This is a genomic window from Caballeronia catudaia (assembly GCF_001544755.2).
Taxonomy (GTDB): Bacteria; Pseudomonadota; Gammaproteobacteria; order Burkholderiales; family Burkholderiaceae; genus Caballeronia; species Caballeronia catudaia.
In genome coordinates this window covers 26,426-39,270 of record NZ_FCOF02000018.1, presented here as the reverse complement: position 1 = coordinate 39,270, position 12,845 = coordinate 26,426, and the positions used below count along the sequence as shown (strand labels likewise).

General features: G+C 64.8%; 13 protein-coding genes. 6 read left to right on the top strand and 7 right to left on the bottom strand.

What is annotated here, in order from left to right; translation table 11 throughout:
- Positions 1 to 18 precede the first annotated feature (18 nt).
- From AWB75_RS19820 to AWB75_RS19810, 3 genes are all read right to left on the bottom strand, one after another.
- Positions 19 to 639: a chemotaxis protein CheC gene (locus AWB75_RS19820; RefSeq protein ID WP_061125791.1), complete on the bottom strand. Its 621-nt coding sequence runs from the start codon at positions 637 to 639 to the stop codon at positions 19 to 21.
- On the bottom strand, positions 632 to 1,000 hold the full coding sequence (locus tag AWB75_RS19815) for a response regulator (RefSeq protein ID WP_061125790.1): 369 nt from the start codon (positions 998 to 1,000) through the stop codon (positions 632 to 634). The genes AWB75_RS19820 and AWB75_RS19815 overlap by 8 nt, the downstream gene beginning before the upstream one ends.
- 109 nt (positions 1,001 to 1,109) lie before the next feature.
- The gene (locus AWB75_RS19810; RefSeq protein WP_143746463.1) at positions 1,110 to 1,310 is read right to left on the bottom strand and encodes a hypothetical protein; all 201 of its coding nucleotides are present in this window, start codon (positions 1,308 to 1,310) and stop codon (positions 1,110 to 1,112) included.
- Positions 1,311 to 1,800: 490 nt separating this feature from the next.
- On the opposite strand from AWB75_RS19810, the gene AWB75_RS19805 reads away from it, so the two are divergent.
- Both AWB75_RS19805 and AWB75_RS19800 read left to right on the top strand, forming a co-directional pair.
- On the top strand, positions 1,801 to 4,080 hold the full coding sequence (locus tag AWB75_RS19805) for a hybrid sensor histidine kinase/response regulator (RefSeq protein ID WP_061125788.1): 2,280 nt from the start codon (positions 1,801 to 1,803) through the stop codon (positions 4,078 to 4,080).
- A 166-nt stretch (positions 4,081 to 4,246) separates the two neighbouring features.
- The gene (locus AWB75_RS19800; protein ID WP_061125787.1) at positions 4,247 to 5,647 is read left to right on the top strand and encodes a hypothetical protein; all 1,401 of its coding nucleotides are present in this window, start codon (positions 4,247 to 4,249) and stop codon (positions 5,645 to 5,647) included.
- 69 nt (positions 5,648 to 5,716) lie between these two features.
- Here the strand turns inward: AWB75_RS19800 and AWB75_RS19795 are convergent, their stop codons facing one another.
- A complete protein-coding gene (locus AWB75_RS19795) occupies positions 5,717 to 6,268 on the bottom strand; it encodes an NADPH-dependent FMN reductase (protein ID WP_061125786.1) in 552 nt (183 codons plus the stop codon).
- 481 nt (positions 6,269 to 6,749) lie between these two features.
- Between AWB75_RS19795 and AWB75_RS19790 the strand changes: the two genes are divergently transcribed.
- Positions 6,750 to 6,989: a DUF4148 domain-containing protein gene (locus tag AWB75_RS19790; RefSeq protein WP_061125785.1), complete on the top strand. Its 240-nt coding sequence runs from the start codon at positions 6,750 to 6,752 to the stop codon at positions 6,987 to 6,989.
- A gap of 19 nt (positions 6,990 to 7,008) precedes the next feature.
- Here the strand turns inward: AWB75_RS19790 and AWB75_RS37130 are convergent, their stop codons facing one another.
- On the bottom strand, positions 7,009 to 7,344 hold the full coding sequence (locus tag AWB75_RS37130) for a hypothetical protein (RefSeq protein ID WP_235012164.1): 336 nt from the start codon (positions 7,342 to 7,344) through the stop codon (positions 7,009 to 7,011).
- A 350-nt stretch (positions 7,345 to 7,694) separates the two neighbouring features.
- On the opposite strand from AWB75_RS37130, the gene AWB75_RS19780 reads away from it, so the two are divergent.
- A complete protein-coding gene (locus tag AWB75_RS19780; RefSeq protein ID WP_061125783.1) occupies positions 7,695 to 8,264 on the top strand; it encodes a lipocalin family protein in 570 nt (189 codons plus the stop codon).
- A gap of 9 nt (positions 8,265 to 8,273) precedes the next feature.
- Here the strand turns inward: AWB75_RS19780 and AWB75_RS19775 are convergent, their stop codons facing one another.
- Both AWB75_RS19775 and AWB75_RS19770 read right to left on the bottom strand, forming a co-directional pair.
- Positions 8,274 to 8,528 carry a hypothetical protein gene (locus AWB75_RS19775; RefSeq protein ID WP_061125864.1) on the bottom strand — a complete coding sequence of 85 codons (255 nt, stop codon included), beginning with the start codon at positions 8,526 to 8,528 and terminating at the stop codon, positions 8,274 to 8,276.
- 104 nt (positions 8,529 to 8,632) lie between these two features.
- The gene (locus tag AWB75_RS19770) at positions 8,633 to 10,087 is read right to left on the bottom strand and encodes a sigma-54 interaction domain-containing protein (protein ID WP_061125782.1); all 1,455 of its coding nucleotides are present in this window, start codon (positions 10,085 to 10,087) and stop codon (positions 8,633 to 8,635) included.
- Positions 10,088 to 10,381: 294 nt separating this feature from the next.
- Between AWB75_RS19770 and AWB75_RS19765 the strand changes: the two genes are divergently transcribed.
- Together AWB75_RS19765 and AWB75_RS19760 are read left to right on the top strand one after the other, a co-directional pair.
- Positions 10,382 to 11,782 (top strand): GntP family permease, encoded by a 1,401-nt coding sequence (locus AWB75_RS19765; RefSeq protein ID WP_061125781.1) that lies wholly within the window; start codon positions 10,382 to 10,384, stop codon positions 11,780 to 11,782.
- Positions 11,783 to 11,979: 197 nt separating this feature from the next.
- Positions 11,980 to 12,774 (top strand): 3-hydroxybutyrate dehydrogenase, encoded by a 795-nt coding sequence (locus AWB75_RS19760; RefSeq protein ID WP_061125780.1) that lies wholly within the window; start codon positions 11,980 to 11,982, stop codon positions 12,772 to 12,774.
- Positions 12,775 to 12,845: the final 71 nt, after the last annotated feature.

Below are 12,845 nucleotides of genomic sequence, written 5' to 3'. Positions count from 1 at the left end.
CTCACGATGCCGTCCCGTTCAGATGCTCGACAATAGCGTGTCGAGGGCGTCGCTCAAATGCGCGATGGCGTCTTCGGCCATCAGCATCACGAGGTGCGCGCGGAAACTGTGATCTTCGAGCGCGAAGTTCACTTCGAGCAGGAGCGCGGTCTTCCACGCGAGCATCGCGGGCTGGAAGACGTCGTCGAGGCCGATTTCCTGCCCGAGCATGCCCGGCGGCGAGAAGATCGGCGAGCGGCCGAGGCGGTCGAGGATGCACGACACGCACGCGCCCATCAGCACGGTGGCGACATCGAAAACGAGTTCGGTGCGCGTCGTCGCTTCGTAGGTGGATTTGGTGTACGGATCGTCGACGAGCGCGCACAGCTGATCGACGCTGCCGCTCTTGCACAGCACGATCGCCTCGCCCTTGATGTCGGAGCGGAAGCCCTGGCGCACGGCCGTGACGGTATCGGTGATGCCGGTCATCTCGGCGAGCGTGGAGGACGCCTCGGCCACGCTCACGACACGCACGCGCGGCACCGACAGCTCGATGAACGTGCCGAGCAGCGCCGACAGGCGCGTCGCGGCCTGGCCCATCGCCATGTTGGCGACTTCCTGCAGCGCGTCGCGCTGATCTTCGTTCAGGGCTTCAACCATGAAGGCCGTACTCCTTCAAAACGGGACGCAGCGCTTCGGGCGTCACCGGCTTCGGCAGGAAAGCGATCGCGCCGAGCGCGCGCACCCGCTCCTGGGCCATCGGCTGCACGTCGGCGGACACGACGATCACGAACGTGTTCAGGTCTTCGTGCTGCAACGCGTCCAGCACCTGATAGCCGGTCATGTCGGGCATCGTGAGGTCGAGGAACATCACCGAAGCGCGTCCCGCGCGGTAATGCGCCAGCGCCTCGCGCCCGTTGGTCGCGTAGGAGATCTCGACGTCCCAGTCCGGCGGCAGCGCGCGCGTCAGCACCTTGCGCGCGAGCAGGGAATCATCGGCAATGACAATCGGCAACGGCATGGTTGGCAGGATCTCTTGTGCGGTTTCGGGCTGAGGACGTCATGTCGGCGGACAGGGCGTGCTCTCGCATCGGATTACGGCATCTGCGCGGCGAACTTTATGGCGATCTTCACGGCGCGACCGGCGCGAGCCCTCTCGCCCGGCGGGAACGCGGGCGCTGCCGGAGATGCAGTTCGGCGGCGATGAGCCAGACGCGGCGCCCGTGGACGTAGGCGCGCCATGCGGCGGGCGTGCGCTGGGTGATCGGCGCGCGCAAGGCACGCGATGCGTGTTGGGTCCCGACCGGCGTCATCTTGCCTGCCCCGTGCATGATCCGGACGATTCCGGACAGTGGCCTTCTTCTCCTCGCCTGGTCGCGCGGCTGCCGGCTTCGTCGCCGAGTCAGCGGTACTGCTCCCCGGCACGCGCCGCGAGGCTGCTCACATATCTCCGGCGCGCGCTCTGTGGGCGCATACGTCGGAAGATTGCATTGTGTGCTCATGAGAATGTCAAAGCAACTCGACAATGCGCACCGCAAGAAATGTTCCGACAAAGAAGCGGGCCACGTCGGGCAATTTTCGCTCGATATATCTCGATGTGTTACCTTCCATACTTTTGTGTACGTTTGCGCTTCCGGGAATCTCGCTAAGTGCGCCGCCGGCCCGAGTCGAGCGCCGCGCGCGACGAAAGCAATCGTTCGGCATGTTTCGTGCATGCTCTGTGCGGTTCCACCGCTCACGTCCGACGGGCGGGGCTCGCGCGCTGGCCGCCACGTACGAAAGGCGCGGGGTTCGAGTAAGTTTTCCAATTCGCCGCCAAAAATGACGCTGCAACGTGAAGAGTCCGAGAGCCGGCCTGCTGCGCAATCCTGGCAGGACGAACCGCCTTTTCCGGTGGTGCCCGAGCGCAACTTCACCGCGCAGCGGATGACGCTGTACGCGCTGCTCGTCGCGGCAATCGGGCTGCCCTGTGTGTATGTCGCGGCGACCGCGTTCACCGACTACCACGCGCGCGTCGCCGACGCCTCCGAGCTCGTCGCGCGCAATGCCCACGTCGCCGAAGAGCACGCGCTCAAGGTCTTCGATCTCAACGTGACGCTCAACGAGCGCATCGTCGATCTGCTCGACGACCTCGACGCCAACGCGGTCCGCCGCGACGGCGCGACCATCCATCAGCGCCTCAGGGCGATCAGCAACAGCTACCAGCAGGTCGCGGCCGCATCGGTGTTCGGTCCGGACGGCAAGCTGCTCGCGACGAGCCGCACGTATCCGACGCCCGACATCTCGATCGCGGACCGCGAGGACTTCGGCGGCCTGCGCGCGGGACGGCAGCTCGAGCAGATTTCGCGCGTGACGACCGGCCGCGTCGCCGGGGAGCAGGTGTTCAACACGGCCGTCGCGCGCCTGACGCCCGCGGGCAAGTTCGACGGCGTCGTGTCGATCGCGCTGCGGCCCGCCTATTTCGCCGCGTTTTATCGCGAGCTGATCGGCGATAACCCGAGCGTGTCGCTTGGTCTGTCGCGCTCCGACGGCGAAGTGCTCGCGTGGTATCCGCCGCGCCCGCCGGGGCGCACGTCGCTCGCGGCCAGCTCGCCGCTGCGCGACGCGTATCGCGGCGGCGTCAGGAGCGGCGTCGTGAAGATGGTCTCGGGGCTCGACAACCAGTTGAAAATCGTCGCGTTTCGCCGCGTCGGCGCGTATCCGGTCTACGTATCGAGCGGCTATCCGATCGCGACGATCTGGTCCGCCTGGTGGAAGCATCTGAGCGTGCTCGCGCTGTCGGTCTTCGCGCCGTGCGTCGTGCTGTGGGGCGTGATCGGCCAGTCGCTGCGGCGGCTCGCGACGGAAGAGGAAGCGTGGGAGCGCTGGCAGGCGGAAGCGTCGATGCGCCGCTCGATCGAATCCGCGTACCGGCAGGCGCGCAAGATGGAAGCGCTCGGCAATCTCGTCGGCAGCGTCGCGCACGACTTCAACAATCTGCTGATGATCGTCTCGACCAACGTGCAGATCGCGCGGCGGCGCGGCGCGCCCGGCCTCGACCGCGAACTGACCGCGATGGAGCGCGCGCTGAAGAGCGGGCAGTCGCTCACGCGCCAGTTGCTCGGCGTCGCGCGCAAGCAGCCGCTGCGCAGCGAGATCATCGCGATCGGCAAATGGGTGCCGGCCGGGCGCGAGTTGCTGCGCGCATCGCTCGGAGCGAAGGTCGCGCTCAACGTCGAGGTCGCGCCCGACGTGTGGGCGATCCGCGTCGATCCGGCCGAGCTGGAGCTCGCGCTCATCAATCTCGCCGTGAACGCGCGCGACGCGATGCCCAGCGGCGGCACCTTCACCGTGCGCGCCGACAACGTGCGCTTTCGTCATCAGGACGGCTTTCCGATCACCGGCGAATTCGTGCAGATCACGCTGGAGGACACCGGCATCGGCATGAGCTCCGACGTGCTCGGCCGCGCGTTCGAGCCGCTTTTCACGACGAAGCCGAAAGGCATGGGCACGGGGCTCGGCCTGCCACAGGTGTTCGCGTTCTGCGAGCGAGCGGGCGGGCTCGCGACCATCGACAGCGCGGTCGGCGCGGGCACGGCCGTGCGCCTGTATCTGCCGCGCGCGGCGGCGGCGTCCGCGCCGGGCGCGGCGGCGGCCGACGAACACGCTGCGGCGACCGAAGCCGACGGCCTGCGCGTGCTGCTGGTCGAGGACAACGAGGAAGTCGCCGCCGGCACGGAGGCGCTGCTCACGATGATGGGCCACCACGTCACCTACGTTTTCAACGCCGATACCGCCGCGACCGTGCTCGAAGCCGCGCGCGCCGACGCATCAATCAGTCTTCCGTTCGATGTCGTGCTGTCCGATATTCACATGCCGGGGCAGATGAACGGCATCGATCTCGCCGAAATGTTGCAGCGCTCCGAGCCGCACCTTCCGGTGATTCTCGTCACCGGCTATGCCGAAGAGCTCGACCGCGCGCGGCAGGTCGGCGCGCGCGTGCTGTCGAAACCGTTCGACATCGCGTTGCTCGATTCGCTTTTGCGCGCGATCCGCGAGCGCATGCGCGGGCCCGGCGCGTCGTCGCCGGACGTGCGGACGGCGCGTTCCACCGAGCGTTGAATCGGCGCTATTTATACGCGTGGTTGTAAAAGCGCCCCTGCTTTCGTCCCCGTTTGTCCGCACGCGCCGCCCGCGCGCATCCGGCACGCGAGTTGCGTGAATGCCTCCATGCACGGCGACCCGACGTCGCCGATCCCAGGAATCACGCCCATCGCAGGAGGCTCATATGCGGCACACCGTCATCGGAGTTTTCGATACCTTCGCGCAAGCCGAGGACGCGCGCTCGGCCCTGATCGCCGCCGGCTTCCCGCGCGCGGATATCGAACTGCAGGCCAATCCCAAACGCGACGACGCCGCCGCGCCGTCCGACATGCCCGACGCCCAGACGCACTCGGAACCGGGCGTACTCGCGAACATCGAGCGCTTTTTCAGCATGCTCTTCGGCGGACGCGATCAACCGCCTGAAGTCGCGCATTATTCGGAGGCCGTGCGACGCGGCGCGGTGCTGGTAGCGGTCGATACCCCGAGCGTCGAGCAGGCGGACGTCGCCCGCGCGACCCTGAGCGACAAGGGCGCGATCGATATCGATGAACGCGCGGCGAGCTGGACGACGCTCGAGCACGGCACGCCGGCTTCCGCCGCAGCGGACGACCGCGATCATTCGATACTCGACGAACTCGGTCTCGGACGCGGCAGCGCGGTGCCAGGCCGCGAACCAGTGAACGAGCCGGAAGCCATCCCGCCGCGCGCGCGGGCTTATCCGCGGGCCGACGTCGGCGATCCGGCCGAGTTGACGCCGCGCGATTACGTCAGCGACCCGGCCGACGATCCGCTGATGCCGCGCCAGAGCATGCAGTCGCAATCACAGTCGATGCAGTCGCAGTCTCAATCGATGATGAGCGAAAGCGAACGCGCCGGCCGCGACCCGCTCGCCGGACGCGATCCGCTGACGGGCCGCGATCCGTATGCGAGCACAGGCATCGATCCGCTCGCCGGCACGCCCGCCGATCCGCTGGCGGCGCGCACGGAACTGTCGGGTGAATCGCTGTCGGAGCGTGACGCGCTCGCGGGCCGCGATCCGCTGCGCACGACGGGCGCCGTTCCGCCCGACCGCGCCGCGATGGACGATTCGCTGACGGCCCGCGATCCGCTTCCGGGCGTGCGCACCGACACGGCTTCGGAATGGCGCTCGGTCGAACCGCTCGGCCCGCTCGACGAGCCGGCGACGCCGTATCAGCCGGGCGCGGCACGCGCGGCGGGATCGTCGCCCGATCCGGTCTTGAGTTCGGCCGGCACGCAGGCGGGCGGCCCGGTGGGTCCGGCGCCCACGATGTATCCGCAAACCGTCCCCAACGAGTTCATGGAGTACGAAGAGGACTTCCGCGCCGACTACGATTCGAAATATTCGGCGACGGGCGAGCCTTACGAGGACTATCAGGGCGCGTATCGCTACGGCGCGACGCTCGGCAACGACGACCGCTTCCGCAGCCGCGCGTGGGACGATCAGATGGAGTACGAGACGCGTCGCGACTGGGAAAGCAAGCATCCCGAAGGCGATACGTGGGAGCGTTTCAAGGCGGCGATCCGCCACGGCTGGGATCGCGTGACGGGGCATCATCACGTGTGAGTTTTTTCTCACGTTGGAAAAGCAGCGGCCCGCGTTTGCGGGCCGTTTGCGTTCAGGCGAGGTGAGCGATCACGCCGCGCGGTCGCGCACCCATGCGGCGTACTTGTCCATGAACGTCTGCAGGTACTTGCGCGTGTCCTCGCTGACGATGTTGCCGTTCGCGTCGATCCGATTCTCGTCGTGCTTGATGTACATCTCCGGCTGATTCATCAGCACGATATCGAGATACGCGCACACGCCGCGCAGATGCGATTGCGCGATGGCCGTGCCGATCGCGCCGACCGACGTGCCGATGATCGCGCCCGGCTTGCCGCCCCATACGCTCTGCCCCCACGGACGCGACGCCCAGTCGAGCGCGTTCTTCAGCACGCCCGGCATCGAGCGGTTGTACTCGGGCGTGACGATCAGGAGGCCGTTGGCATCGGCGATCTTCTGCTTGAACGCGCGCGCGACTTCGGGAAAGTCGCTGTCGTAATCCTGGCTGTAGAGCGGCAGGCCGCCGATATCGACGAACTCGAAGGAAAAATCGCTCGGCGCAAGCGAAACGAGCGCATGCGCGAGCTGCTTGTTGAACGAATCCCGCCGCAGGCTTCCAACGACCACCGCGATCTTCAAGGCCATGACATGTCCTCCGTAAAGGATAAAACAGTGAAGGAGCCGGACGGTGGCCCGTCCGGTAACGCCGTCGGCAATGACGGCGCGCGTGCACATGATAGGCGCATCGCGGGAGACTCGTCTTCGATGCCCGCCAACGCATTTCGCCTATTTTTGCGATGAATACTGAAATGTACCTTGCGCCGCGACGCCATGCGGTTCGCGGCGAGCTATCCCCACGGTTATCCACAGAAACTGTGGATAAGTTCGGGGTAAGTGCAATGTCGTTTAGTTTTTGATACGAAAACGAAACACGCCGGATTTGAACGAGCCGATTGCCTGCTCAGGCAGCCAGATTTTTCGATGGATTGAGAGGCGAATCGCGCGCCAGGATTCAACCACTCTCGACAACAATGTGTTGGCTCAATCGGTATTTTTGTCCAATAGATTTCCTCCTAGACTGCCTCTCAAGCGTCACCCTGACGCAACGCCATCGAAGAGGTTTCCCATGAAAAAGATGCTGATCAGCGGTCTGGTCATGTCCGCGCTGCTGGCCACCGTGCCCGCTTTCGCTCAATCGACTTCCGTGGGCAAGACCCGCGCCCAAGTCAAGGCGGAACTCGCCAGCGCCCGGAGCACGGGCGATCTCGATGCCATCAATTCGCTGAGCTATCCGCAATTGCGTCCGTATCAGGAGCGGCACGCGCAGCTTCGCGCCGACACGCGCGACGGCGGCAGCTCGCGGTAATCCGCAACCGATTCGCAAATCAGAGGCAGCAGTCTGAACTGACCTCCTCCACCGTCGAACAGAAGGTGGTTTCGCCCGGTGCGCTCGCGCCCGGGCTTTTTTTTGCTGTGCTCAGAGCATGACGGTCAGCCGGCAGGATGATCGTGAGGAGCGGATTGGGCAGCGAAGGCATGAGGCCGCGCTTCGGATGCGGGATAGAAAGAGCGTGAGGATACGCTTCGCCATGAAGGGTGAGGCGTTTCGGGAGCCTGTCGATGGTGAGCCGCACGGCGCGTGCACGGCTCACTCTTCGACGGATCGTCTGGATCGCGAAGCAAATCTGCAGCTCAGTCACATTGTTAGCTGCATGGCGCAAGCCATTGTTCCTTAACGTATTAAGTTTGCAGGTTGATTACGCGGTCTCGGTAAGCAAGTGGCTTGCGCCATCGGATTCTCGAACGGAGCCCGACGAGTCGAATCGCCATGCGTGGCTTTAGGTGAGGTGATACGGGAGCCGAGCACCCGGCGCGATGTTTGCATGTCCCCGCCTTACCGGTACGAGGCAAAATCCCCGCGCACACAAGCACTTATGGGCTTCAGCCCTGATGCCGCCCACGAGCGTGAACGCCTTCGCCGATGCCTGAAGGTGAGGAAATTCGGGACCTGAAGCGGACGGAACGGAGCTTGCTGCTCCGTCCTCCCTAGACTTCTCACTCACCGGGAAACATGAATATCCGAAGACCTTGGGCATACGGCGCCGCGGCGCTGGCTTTGATCGGCGGCGTCGCGGCGCTTATCGCGTCGGCAACGAACGGGGCGCGTAAGAGCGGCAACGACCACGTGCCGGAACCGTCGAAAGCGGTCGATCTCGATCGCTATATCGGTCAGTGGCATGAGTTTGCGCGCTATGAAAACCGCTTCGAACGCGACAGCGAAGCTGTCACGGCGAATTACGCGCGCCGTGAGGACGGGCTCGTGTCCATCGTGAATGCATGCAGGCAAGGCGGGCTGACCGGGCCGTATCGCTCGGCGGAAGGACGCGCTAAGGTCGTGCCGGGATCGAACGGAACCAAGCTCAAGGTATCGTTCTTCGGTCCGTTCTATGTCGGCGACTACTGGATTCTCGATCACGCCGACGATTACACGTGGTCCATCGTCGGCGAGCCGACCGGGCGTTATCTATGGATATTGACGCGCGAGGCGAAGCCCTCGGCGGAGTTGCGCCGCACGCTGATCGAGCGCACGCGCGCGCTGGGTTACGACGTCACGATGCTGCGCGAGACGCAGCATGTTTGAGCGGCGCGCCTAACTTCCCTTGCACGCGACGAGCAGCGAGTTCTGATTGTTCCCCGTCGACTGGTCGAGCACGTCGTAACCGCTCGGGCAGAGCACTTTCGCGTTGTCGGTGCAATTGCGCCAGCCGCCGTATGCGGGGCACTGGACCTGCTGCGTCGGACGTCCATCGGCGGAAAACAGCGGCGGCGCGCTGCTGCATCCGGCGAGCGCCCACGCGCTGCCCGCAAGCATGATCGAAAGGCCGATTGCACGGCCGGGTTTCATCCCGCGTTTCATCACATACCCCTTTGATTTTTGGTCGTTATTTTCGATTTCGGGAGTATGCCACGCGAAGCTTGCGCGCCGATTCCGCCGTTCGCACAAGCCCTTCAGACGGTGATTCCCAGCGCCGTGATCTTCTTGTACAACGTCGCCCGCCCGATGCCGATTTTCTCCGCCGCGTCCGCGACGCGCCCGCCGCTCGCGCGCAAGGCATCGGAGAGAAAACGGCGTTCGAAGTCGGCCATCGCGTCCGCGTAAGACACGGTCGGTGCATCGTCGCCCTCTTGCGCCGCCGCGTCCGCGGGCGGCGCGAGCGCGAGCCGTCCCGCGTCGATGAACGCACTCAGCATGCGGGCGTCGATATGCTCCGTCTCCGACAGCATCAGCGCGCGTTCGAGCGTGTTGCGCAGCTCGCGCACGTTGCCCGGCCACGCGTACGCCTCGAGCAGCCGCAACGCGTCCTGGTGCAGCACGAAATGGCCGACCTGGCCGGGCCGCGTATCCGCCGACAGATCTTCGAGCGTCGCGTAGGCCAGCGCCTCGATATCGCCGGGACGATCGCGCAGCGGCGGTGCGTGAATCGTCAGCACGTTCAGCCGATAGAACAGGTCCGCGCGAAAGCGTCCCGTCGCGACGAGCGCGGGCAAATCCGCCGATGTCGCCGCGATGATCCGCACGTCCGCGCGCACGATGCGATTCGAGCCGAGCGGCTCGAACTCCTTGTCCTGGAGCACGCGCAGGAGCTTGCCCTGAAGCGGCAGCGGCATGTCGCCGATTTCGTCGAGAAAGAGCGTGCCGCCGTCCGCAAGCTCGAACTTGCCGACGCGGCCCTTTCGCTCCGCGCCCGTGTACGCGCCCGCCGCCGCGCCGAAGAACTCGACTTCGAGCAGCGTGTCGGGAATCGCGGCGACGTTCACGGTGACGAGCGGCTTGCCCGCCCGCGTCGATGCGCCGTGGATCGCATGCGCGAGCAGTTCCTTGCCCGTGCCGGTTTCGCCGAGCAGCAGGACGGGCGAATCGACGAGCGCCGCGCGCCGCGCCTGACGCTTCACTTCGAGACTCGCCGGACTCGTGCCGACGAAGCTCGAAAACGTGTACTTCGCGCGCCGCGCCTGGGCCAGCGACTGACGCGTCGCGATCAGTTCCTGCTGCACGCGCGAGTAATGCGCGAAGAGCGGCGTGAGCGCCTTCATCTCGTCGAACAGCGCGAACCCGATTCCGCCGATGGTCACGCCGGCTTCGTCCTTCAGCGGCAGCCGCGTGACGACGAGCGGCTCGCGGTCCGTCTCCAGCACGTCGAGCAAAATCGGCTTGCCGGTCGCGACGACTTCGCGCATGAGGCTGTTCGGGATCACCGTTTCGCAATCCAGCCCGATCGCGTCGAGCGGATCGGAAAAGCCGAAACGCGCCGCGTAGCGCTTGTTGATCCACACGACGCGCGCGTCCGCGTCGACGATGAAAGTGCCTTCGCTCAAATTCTCGAAGGTCTTGAAAAGCGACTCCATCGCGCGGCGCATCACGTCGCTGTAGTCCGCGGGGACATTGATCCAGTCGTTGCGCATGACGCCCAAAGTCTCCGATTTCTCTTAGTAGAGACGCAATATCTCAATATTGAGACGAGCCGCCAATCCGCATCTGTACTAATCTTCTGGCGGCGATGGCTGTCGTGCGGCGTTTTCCGGGCGTCTCGATTTAGAGACATCTGGCTGAAACGATGCATGTCATCCTCACCGGATGCCCGTTGCGTATGGGTTTCGACGCCTTGGCACGAAAGCTGCGTTTCGCCCGCGCGCCTCGGCGCTTTCACAAGAAGCGCGCGAGGCACGTTTCAAAGAACAAACCACTCAGGAGACTCAATGTCGTTCATCATCGTGCTCGCCGCTCTGGCGTTCCTGATGCTTGCCGCGTATCGCGGCTACAGCGTCATTCTTTTCGCGCCGATCGCGGCCCTCGCGGCGGTCCTGCTCACCGATCCCGCCGCCGTCGCGCCGGTGTTCTCCGGCATCTTCATGGAGAAGATGGTCGGCTTCGTGAAGCTGTACTTCCCGGTGTTCCTGCTCGGCGCGGTGTTCGGCAAGGTCATCGAGCTGTCCGGCTTTTCCGAGTCGATCGTTGCCGCGGCCATTCGATACATCGGCAGGTCGCGCGTGAATGCGGTGATCGTCGCAGTGTGCGCGCTGCTCACCTATGGCGGCGTGTCGCTGTTCGTCGTCGTGTTCGCGGTGTATCCGTTCGCGGCGGAGATGTATCGGCAGAGCAATATTCCGAAGCGCCTGATGCCGGGCGCGATCGCGCTGGGCGCGTTCTCCTTCACGATGGATTCGCTGCCGGGCACGCCGCAGATCCAGAACATCATCCCGACGACGTTCTTCAAGACGACCGGCTGGGCCGCGCCGTGGCTGGGCGTGATCGGCTCGCTGTTCATCATCGTGGTGGGCCTGAGCTTCCTCGAATGGCGCCGCCGCTCGGCGATGGCGAAGGGCGAAGGCTACGGCACGTCGCTCGTGAACGAGCCGGAGCGTGTGGAATCGACGTCGCTGCCGAATCCGGCGCTGGCGATTGCGCCGCTGATTCTCGTGGGCGTCGCGAACTTCGTGCTGACCAAGTGGATTCCGACGTGGTACGGCGCGAATTACACGGTTCCGCCGGAAGTGCTGCCTGGCGTGCATGCGCCGGTGTCGACGGCGATCAAGACTGTCGTCGCGATCTGGGCCGTCGAAGGCGCGTTGCTGCTCGGCATCGTGCTCGTGCTTCTGACCGCCTTTTCGCGAGTGAAGGCGCGTTTTGCGGTGGGCACGCGTGTCGCCGTGGCGGGCGCGTTGCTCGCCGCGATGAATACGGCGTCGGAATATGGCTTCGGCGGCGTGATTGCGGCGTTGCCGGGCTTTCTCGTCGTGTCCGATGCGCTGAAGAGCATTCCGAATCCGCTCGTCAATGCGGCGATTTCCGTTTCGGCGCTCGCGGGGATTACGGGTTCGGCTTCCGGCGGGATGAGTATCGCGCTGGCGGCGATGTCGGATACGTTTATCGCGGGGGCGCAGGCGGCGCATATTCCTTTGGAGGTTCTGCATCGGGTTGTCGCGATGGCTTCGGGCGGCATGGATACGTTGCCGCATAACGGCGCGGTTATTACTTTGCTTGCCGTGACGGGGCTGACGCATCGGGAGTCTTATCGCGATATTTTCGCGGTCACTATCATCAAGACGCTTGCGGTGTTCTTTGTGATCACCGTGTATTACTTGACTGGGCTCGTTTGATTGCTTTCTTCTCGTGAAGTCCTGATTTCGCGGGGTTTATTGGCGTTGCCTATGCGGGGCAATGCTAATAAACCACCACGAATACGGGATCCGGCGAAAACGAAAGCGAAAGCAAAGCAAAACCCCAATTCCCACACTCTCCACGGCACTCCAAACTCTAGCAGTAACGCCTCCAACCCGAAGGAAAAAACACCTCCATGACACAACCCGCATCGAACAAACTGCTCGCAGGCAAGACCGCACTCGTCACCGGCTCGACGAGCGGCATCGGCCTCGCCATCGCCACGGCCCTCGCGCAGGCCGGCGCGAACCTGGTCCTGAACGGCTTCGGCGATATCGACAGCGCGCTGAAACAGATCGAAGCGACCGGCGCGAAAGCCGTGCACCACCCCGCCGACATGACGAAGCCGCAAGAAATCGAAGCGATGATCGCCTTCGCGAACGAGCAGTTCGACGCCGTCGACATCCTCGTCAACAACGCGGGCATCCAGCACGTCGCGACCATCGAGGAGTTTCCCGTCGATCGCTGGGACGCTATCATCGCCATCAATCTGAGCTCCGCGTTCCACACGATGCGCGTCGCGTTGCCGCAAATGCGCGCGCGCAACTGGGGCCGTGTCATCAATATCGCATCGGTGCACGGGCTTGTCGGCTCGGCGGGCAAGTCGGCCTACGTCGCCGCCAAGCACGGCATTCTCGGCCTCACCAAAGTCGCCGCGCTCGAGAACGCGCGCACCGGCGTCACGGTCAACGCAATCTGCCCGGGCTTCGTGCTCACGCCGCTCGTGCAGAAGCAAATCGACGATCTCGCCGCACGCGACTCGCTCTCGCCCGACGCAGCGCGCGCGAAGCTTCTCGGCGACAAGCAGCCGTCCGCGCAGTTCGTGACCGCGCAGCAGATCGGCGACATGGCCGTGTTTCTCTGCTCCGACGCCGCAAGCGAGATGCGCGGCTCGGCGCTGCAAATCGACGGCGGCTGGAGCGCGCAGTAAGCGACACGCGCCGCCCTCCCCGGGCGGCGCGCCATTCGGCTCAATCGCAGCTACGTAAATAATCTGGCGCA

What these genes read in the sequence shown, in the direction of transcription:
- AWB75_RS19820 (WP_061125791.1), bottom strand. Translation starts at nt 639, where the DNA reads ATGGTTGAAGCCCTGAACGAAGATCAGCGCGACGCGCTGCAGGAAGTC.
- AWB75_RS19815 (WP_061125790.1), bottom strand. Translation starts at nt 1,000, where the DNA reads ATGCCGTTGCCGATTGTCATTGCCGATGATTCCCTGCTCGCGCGCAAG.
- AWB75_RS19810 (WP_143746463.1), bottom strand. Translation starts at nt 1,310, where the DNA reads ATGCACGGGGCAGGCAAGATGACGCCGGTCGGGACCCAACACGCATCG.
- AWB75_RS19805 (WP_061125788.1), top strand. Translation starts at nt 1,801, where the DNA reads ATGACGCTGCAACGTGAAGAGTCCGAGAGCCGGCCTGCTGCGCAATCC.
- AWB75_RS19800 (WP_061125787.1), top strand. Translation starts at nt 4,247, where the DNA reads ATGCGGCACACCGTCATCGGAGTTTTCGATACCTTCGCGCAAGCCGAG.
- AWB75_RS19795 (WP_061125786.1), bottom strand. Translation starts at nt 6,268, where the DNA reads ATGGCCTTGAAGATCGCGGTGGTCGTTGGAAGCCTGCGGCGGGATTCG.
- AWB75_RS19790 (WP_061125785.1), top strand. Translation starts at nt 6,750, where the DNA reads ATGAAAAAGATGCTGATCAGCGGTCTGGTCATGTCCGCGCTGCTGGCC.
- AWB75_RS19780 (WP_061125783.1), top strand. Translation starts at nt 7,695, where the DNA reads ATGAATATCCGAAGACCTTGGGCATACGGCGCCGCGGCGCTGGCTTTG.
- AWB75_RS19775 (WP_061125864.1), bottom strand. Translation starts at nt 8,528, where the DNA reads ATGAAACCCGGCCGTGCAATCGGCCTTTCGATCATGCTTGCGGGCAGC.
- AWB75_RS19770 (WP_061125782.1), bottom strand. Translation starts at nt 10,087, where the DNA reads ATGCGCAACGACTGGATCAATGTCCCCGCGGACTACAGCGACGTGATG.
- AWB75_RS19765 (WP_061125781.1), top strand. Translation starts at nt 10,382, where the DNA reads ATGTCGTTCATCATCGTGCTCGCCGCTCTGGCGTTCCTGATGCTTGCC.
- AWB75_RS19760 (WP_061125780.1), top strand. Translation starts at nt 11,980, where the DNA reads ATGACACAACCCGCATCGAACAAACTGCTCGCAGGCAAGACCGCACTC.